Origin of the sequence: Albidovulum sp. (genome assembly GCF_049646345.1) — a bacterium.
Taxonomy (GTDB): domain Bacteria; phylum Pseudomonadota; class Alphaproteobacteria; order Rhodobacterales; family Rhodobacteraceae; genus Albidovulum.
This window is the reverse complement of record NZ_JBARVQ010000095.1, coordinates 1-5,719: the sequence shown is the minus strand read 5'-3', so window position 1 is coordinate 5,719 and position 5,719 is coordinate 1. Positions and strand designations below refer to the sequence as shown.

6 protein-coding genes are annotated in these 5,719 nt (G+C 63.6%); 4 read left to right on the top strand and 2 right to left on the bottom strand.

The features are described from left to right. On the top strand, window positions 1–794 hold a 794-nt coding region (locus tag WBB85_RS02410), incomplete at its 5' end, for a YbfB/YjiJ family MFS transporter (protein WP_432637028.1). 156 nt (window positions 795–950) lie between these two features. On the opposite strand, the gene WBB85_RS02405 is transcribed toward WBB85_RS02410, so the two are convergent. Then, window positions 951–2,576: an AMP-binding protein gene (locus WBB85_RS02405; RefSeq protein WP_432637027.1), complete on the bottom strand. Its 1,626-nt coding sequence runs from the start codon at window positions 2,574–2,576 to the stop codon at window positions 951–953. A gap of 95 nt (window positions 2,577–2,671) precedes the next feature. Between WBB85_RS02405 and WBB85_RS02400 the strand changes: the two genes are divergently transcribed. The 3 genes from WBB85_RS02400 to rpiB all read left to right on the top strand — a co-directional run bounded on the left by WBB85_RS02400 (window position 2,672) and on the right by rpiB (window position 4,898). Beyond that, the gene (locus WBB85_RS02400) at window positions 2,672–3,595 is read left to right on the top strand and encodes a DMT family transporter (RefSeq protein ID WP_432637026.1); all 924 of its coding nucleotides are present in this window, start codon (window positions 2,672–2,674) and stop codon (window positions 3,593–3,595) included. 10 nt (window positions 3,596–3,605) lie between these two features. After that, entirely contained in the window at window positions 3,606–4,259 is a 654-nt protein-coding gene (locus tag WBB85_RS02395; RefSeq protein ID WP_432637025.1) for a sulfotransferase family 2 domain-containing protein, read from the top strand. Window positions 4,260–4,448: 189 nt separating this feature from the next. Beyond that, window positions 4,449–4,898, top strand: a complete 450-nt coding sequence (rpiB, locus tag WBB85_RS02390) for a ribose 5-phosphate isomerase B (RefSeq protein ID WP_432637024.1) — start codon at window positions 4,449–4,451, stop codon at window positions 4,896–4,898. A gap of 163 nt (window positions 4,899–5,061) precedes the next feature. On the opposite strand, the gene WBB85_RS02385 is transcribed toward rpiB, so the two are convergent. After that, window positions 5,062–5,719 (bottom strand): 3-hydroxyacyl-CoA dehydrogenase family protein (locus WBB85_RS02385; protein ID WP_432637023.1); only part of this gene is annotated, 658 nt, incomplete at its 5' end.

Below are 5,719 nucleotides of genomic sequence, written 5' to 3'. Positions count from 1 at the left end.
CGATCATCAATTCCGGCACGAGCCTTGGTGTCTTGCTGAGCGGGCCGGTCGCGATTCTCATGGGCGAAAGCTGGCGTCTGGCATGGGTGCTCTTTGCCGTGTTCGGGCTGCTGTCCACGCTCTGGTGCGTGATGGTTCTGCCGTCAATGCCGCCCCGGCCAGCGGCGGCCTCTGGTACAACCGGCTGGCGCTGGATGGTCGCGGGGGGGCGCGGACGGCTTTTTGCCATCGCCTTCCTGATCGGCGTCGCAACGTCGATCTACTGGGCGTTCTCGGTCGATCTTGTAACGGCTGGCCGGAACAGCGTGGCCCTTGCGGGCTACACACTGGATGCCGCGACCTTCGGACAGATCTTCTGGAGCATCGTCGGGCTTGCGGGCTTCGCCGGGGCCTGCGCGGGCAGTATCGTCGCACGGACCGGTCCGGTCAGGGCGCTTGCGATGTTTCAGGCGGGCATCGCGGTTGCCACGTTGATCCTGGCCTTCGGGCAAGGGCCGCTGGCGGTCCTGATCTCGGGCCTCGTCTTCGGGGCGTTCTTCGTCTTCACGGCCGCGACGCTTGGGATGTGGAGCCTTGACCTGTCCGCCGATGCGCCAGCTGTGGGCTTTGGCCTGACCTTCCTTTTGTTGTCGGCCGGGCAGTTCGTGGGGCCGATGCTCGTCGGCCTTCTGATCGGTTGGGTGACGCTGCCCACGCTCTTCATCCTCGCCGGGGCGGCATCGTTCGCGGTGCTGGCGCTTTTGCCGCGCCGGGCGTCCACCCGGCTCATCCTGAAGCCGGGTCCGGGGGCATGAGATGCAACATCCCGCGATGACCTTCGGTGCGCCGAGGGGGCGCAAGGCGCGGGACATGATCCTTGCCACCGATGCGGGCGTGGCGCCGACATAGCCCGCCGCCTTCGCCAAGGCCGGAAACCCGTGCGGATGGTGTGCCGGATACGACGCGCGGCCTCAGATCTCTTTCGCGCGGGTCCTCAGTTCGAATTTCTGCACCTTGCCCGTCGACGTCTTCGGGAGTTCGCAGAAGACCACCCGTTTCGGCGTCTTGAACCCGGCAAGGCGGGCGCGGGCGAAGGCGATCAGTTCAGCTTCGTCCGCAGTTGCCCCCTCTTTCAACTCGACGAAGGCGCAGGGAACCTCGCCCCATTTGTCGTCGGGCTTGGCCACGACCGAACAGAGCGAGACGGCCGGATGGTGCATCAGCGCGCCCTCGACCTCGACCGATGACACATTCTCACCGCCCGAGATGATGATGTCCTTGGCCCGGTCGGTGATCTTGATATAGCCATCGTCGTGCTGGAAGGCGATGTCGCCCGACCGGAAGAACCCGCCCTTGAACGCCTCTGCCGTTGCATTCGGGTTCTTGTAATAGCCCTTCATCACCGAATTGCCGCGAATGGCAATCTCGCCCACGGTCTGACTGTCGCGGGGGACGGGCGCGCCCTTGTCGTCATGGACGGTGATATCCTCCATGAACGGCATCAGCACACCGGTGCGCGCCTTGATCGCGGCGCGCTCTTCTTGCGCCAGCCCGTCCCAGCGGTCATGCCAGATACATTCGGTGACATGGCCATAGGTTTCGGTCAGGCCGTAAACCTGGGTGACGCGGAACCCCAGCGGTTCGATGGCGGCAAGTGTCGCCGCCGCGGGCGGGGCACCGGCGGTATAGACCTCGACCACGTGATCAAAGGGGCGACGGTCCGCGTCCTTGGCGTTGATGATCGAGTTCAGCACGATCGGCGCGCCGCCCATATGGGTCACGCCCTCATCCGCGATGGCATCGTAGATATTCTTGGCGGTCACGTCGCGGCAGCAGACCAGCGTGCCGCCGACAGCGGGCAGCATCCAGGTGTGGCACCAGCCATTGCAGTGAAAAAGCGGCACGATGGTCAGATAGACCGGGCGGATGCCGACGGCCCATGTGACGGCGGTGCCCATCGCCAGCAGATAAGCGCCACGATGGTGATAGACGACGCCCTTCGGGCGGCCGGTCGTGCCGGAGGTGTAGTTCAGCGACAGGCTTTCCCATTCATCTTCGGGCAGGATCCATGGCGCATCAGGGTCGCCTTGCGCCAGAAGGGCCTCATATTCGGTGTAACGCCCGGTGGCTGCAAAGCCCGCCTCGGCATCGGCCACTTCGATGATCTCGGGGCCGGGCCCGTCCATTTCGGCAATCGCGGCCTCGGCCAGGGGCAGAAAGGCCGTGTCGACCAAGGCGAGTTTCGCGCCGCCATGGCCGAAGATATAGGCGACCGTATCGGTGTCGAGCCGTGTATTGATCGTGTTCAGCACGGCCCCGACTGCAGGAATGCCGAAATGCGCCTCGGCCTGTGCGGGGACATTGGGCAGAAGGGTCGCGACCACATCGCCCGGCTGCACCCCGCGTGCGGCCAGCGCCGATGCAAGGCGGCTGACCCGGTCGCGATACTCGCCGTAGGTCCGGCGGGTGCCGCGATAGACCACGGCGGTCTGACCGGCGAAAACATCGCCCGCGCGGGCCAGAAACGACAGCGGTGTGAGCGCCACGAAATTCGCGGCATTTCGTTCCAAACCGCTTTCATCCGCCATCCAGCCCATTCAAAGCCCTCCCCGACCGTTGATGTCGCTAACCGGCGCGATTATTGCCGCTGGGATGGGTTCATGGGAACCGGGATTCGACATTTGGTAGCGATATGACGACAGCAGACCAATCTCTCGGCGCAAGCCGCACGGTTCTCGCCGCGTTCCTGATCCTCGGCTATGCGATGGCGATCGGGTTTACCGACAATTACGTGCAGGTCATCGCCCGCGATGCGGGTCTTTGGCAGTTCTTTGCGACGCGGACGGCGTTTGGGTTTGTCATCCTCGGTGCCGTTGCCGCCGTCTTTGGCTGGCGGCTGCGGCCCCGCAACTGGCAGGCCGTCGCGGGGCGGAGTGCGCTGCACGGCACCTCGATGATCGTCTATTTCGGCTGCCTGGCCTTCCTGCCGGTTGCGACCGTTGCCGCAGGGCTCTTCACCGCGCCGATTTTTACCCTTTTGATCTCCCGTTTCGTCTTTGGCCAGCCACTGGGTCCGTTCCGGATCTTCGGCGTGATCCTTGGCTTCGGTGGTGCGATGCTCGTCCTCGGGCCGGGGCAGGGGACGCTCTTCAGCCCGCTCACGGTCCTGCCCATCGGTGCAGGTGCACTCTATGCGCTTGGCAATATCGCGACACGGCAATGGTGCGCGGGCGAGACGGCCGAAACCCTGCTCATGGGCTTCTTCGCGGCCCTCGGAGTCTTCGGCCTGATCGGCATGGGCGCTTTTGCAATCTGGCCGCAGGAGGTGCCTCATGGCGCGGACGGGTTCATCCTGCGCGGCGCCGTCATGCCGTCCTCCACCTTCCTCTTCTGGACCTTCGTTCAGGCGGCAGGCTCGCTTCTGGGCGTCGGCATGATGATCCGCGCTTATCAGGTCGCCGAGGCAAGCCGGGTGGCGATCTTCGAATATGTGATCCTGCCCGCTTCGGCCTTCTGGGCCTTTGTGATCTGGGGCGATGTGCTGGCGGTCACGGCGGTCTGGGGCATCCTGATGATCTTTGCAGCAGGGCTTATCATCGCGCTGAGGGGGCAGTAATGTCGCGCGCATGATCCTGTCGCGCGGCCGCCGCTATATCTTCATCCATATCCCCAAGACCGGGGGCACGGCGCTGACCCTGGCGCTTGAGGGTCGCGCGATGAAGGATGACATCTTCATCGGCGACACGCCCAAGGCCAGGGCGCGCAAGGGTCGGCTGAGGGGGGTAGAGAGTGCCGGCCGGCTCTGGAAGCACTCGACCCTTGCCGATATCCGGGGCCTCGCGACCGATGATGACATCGCGGATTTCTTCACCGTCACGTTGGTAAGAAACCCCTGGGATCGGATCGTGAGCTACTACCACTGGCTGCGCGCCCAGAGCTTCGACCATCCCGCCGTGACACTGGCGAAGGCCACGGAGTTCAGCGCCTTCCTGAACGCGCCGGATACCCGCGCGAGCATCGCGGCCCATCCATATGGGCGTTATGTGACAACTGCCGATGGACAGGAAAACTGCGACCTTTTCATCCGGCTTGAACACTTCGATACGGATGTTGCCCCGTTCGAAGCCCATCTCGGCTTCCGCCTCGCCCCGCTTGCCATAGCCAACCGCTCGGACCGCGAACGGAATTGGCGCGGCTGTTACAGCGAAAGCGATGCGGCGCTTGTCGCAGAGATCTGCGCCACGGATATCACGCGGTTCGGCTATCGCTTTTCGGATTGAAGCCCCGGGTCGGCCGATGGCTGGACCCCGGCAAAGTCCATGCTATGTGTTGCCTGAACGGACAGACCTTCGTGCCCCTTAAAGCGTTTCGAGTTTTGGTTGAAAAAACACGCATCAGAATTCGAACGAAAAAGGTTCGAATTCTGATTCAATGAAAACTCGAAACGCTCCAAACAGGATTACCTTCCGATGACCGCCAGCAAACGTATCGTCCTCTCAAGCGACCACGCCGCAATTCCTCTGCGCCAGACCATAGCCACGCACATCGCGGCCCAGGGCTGGGAGGTGGTCGATATCGGGCCAGCAACGCCGGAAAGCACCCATTACCCCCGGCACGGGCAGGAAGCGGCCCGGCGCGTTGCCTCGGGTGACTGCCGCCTCGGCATCATCCTATGCGGCACCGGTCAGGGGATCATGATGGCGGCGAACAAGGTCGCGGGTATCCGCTGCGGTGTCTGCTCCGATGCATTCTCGGCCCGCATGATCCGCGCGCATAACGACGCCAACATGCTGTCGCTTGGCGCGAGGGTGATCGGGGAGGGGCTGGCCCTCGATACCGTCGATGCGTTCCTTTCCACCGATTTCGAGGGCGGCCGACATGCGACGCGGGTCGATATGATAGAAACGACGGTGGACTAACGCGTTTCGGGTTTGTGCTGACAAAGCAAGTATCAGAATTCGAACGAAAAAGGTTCGAATTCTGAGTCAATGCAAACCCGAAAAGCTACAGGTCTGTTCCCGCTTCTTCATTGGTCAAATACCCCGCGGGGGTCCGGGGGCGCGAAGCCCCCGGCGCTGCCATTCAGGCCGCCTTGGCGGTTGCCGTAAAGCGCCCGTAGAAGGTTTCACCCTTCGCTGCCAGATCGCAAAGCAGTTTCGGTGCCGCGAAGCGCGGCCCATAGCGGTTCTCAAGACCGCCGCAGATCGTCACCGCCTGTTCGGCCCCGATGATGTCGAGCCATGCAAAAGGCCCGCCCGACCAGGGCGCAAAGCCCCAGCCGAGGATCGCGCCGACATCGCCTTCGCGGATGTCTTCCAAGACACCCTCTTCCAGTGCGCGCACCGCCTCCAGCACCTGCGCCATCATCAGCCGGTGCTGCACCTCATGCAGATCGGGCTGCGTCTCGGCCACCGGCCAGACCGCGCCGAGTTCGTCCCAGAGCCCCTGACGCCCGCCCTTGTCATCATAGGCATAGAAGCCCGCACTGGATTTCCGCCCCAGACGGCCCTTGTCGGCCATGGCGAACAGAACTTCGTCAACCGCGCTGTCTGGATAGGCCGCGCCCATCGCCGCCTTCGTCGCCTTGGCGATCTTCACGCCAAGGTCGATCGAGGTTTCATCCACCAATTGCAGCGGCCCGAGCGGGAAGCCCAATAGCTTTGCGGCATTCTCGATCAGCGCCGGTTCGACGCCCTCGGCTACCATGCGGATGCCTTCGTTGATGTACGGAATGATACAG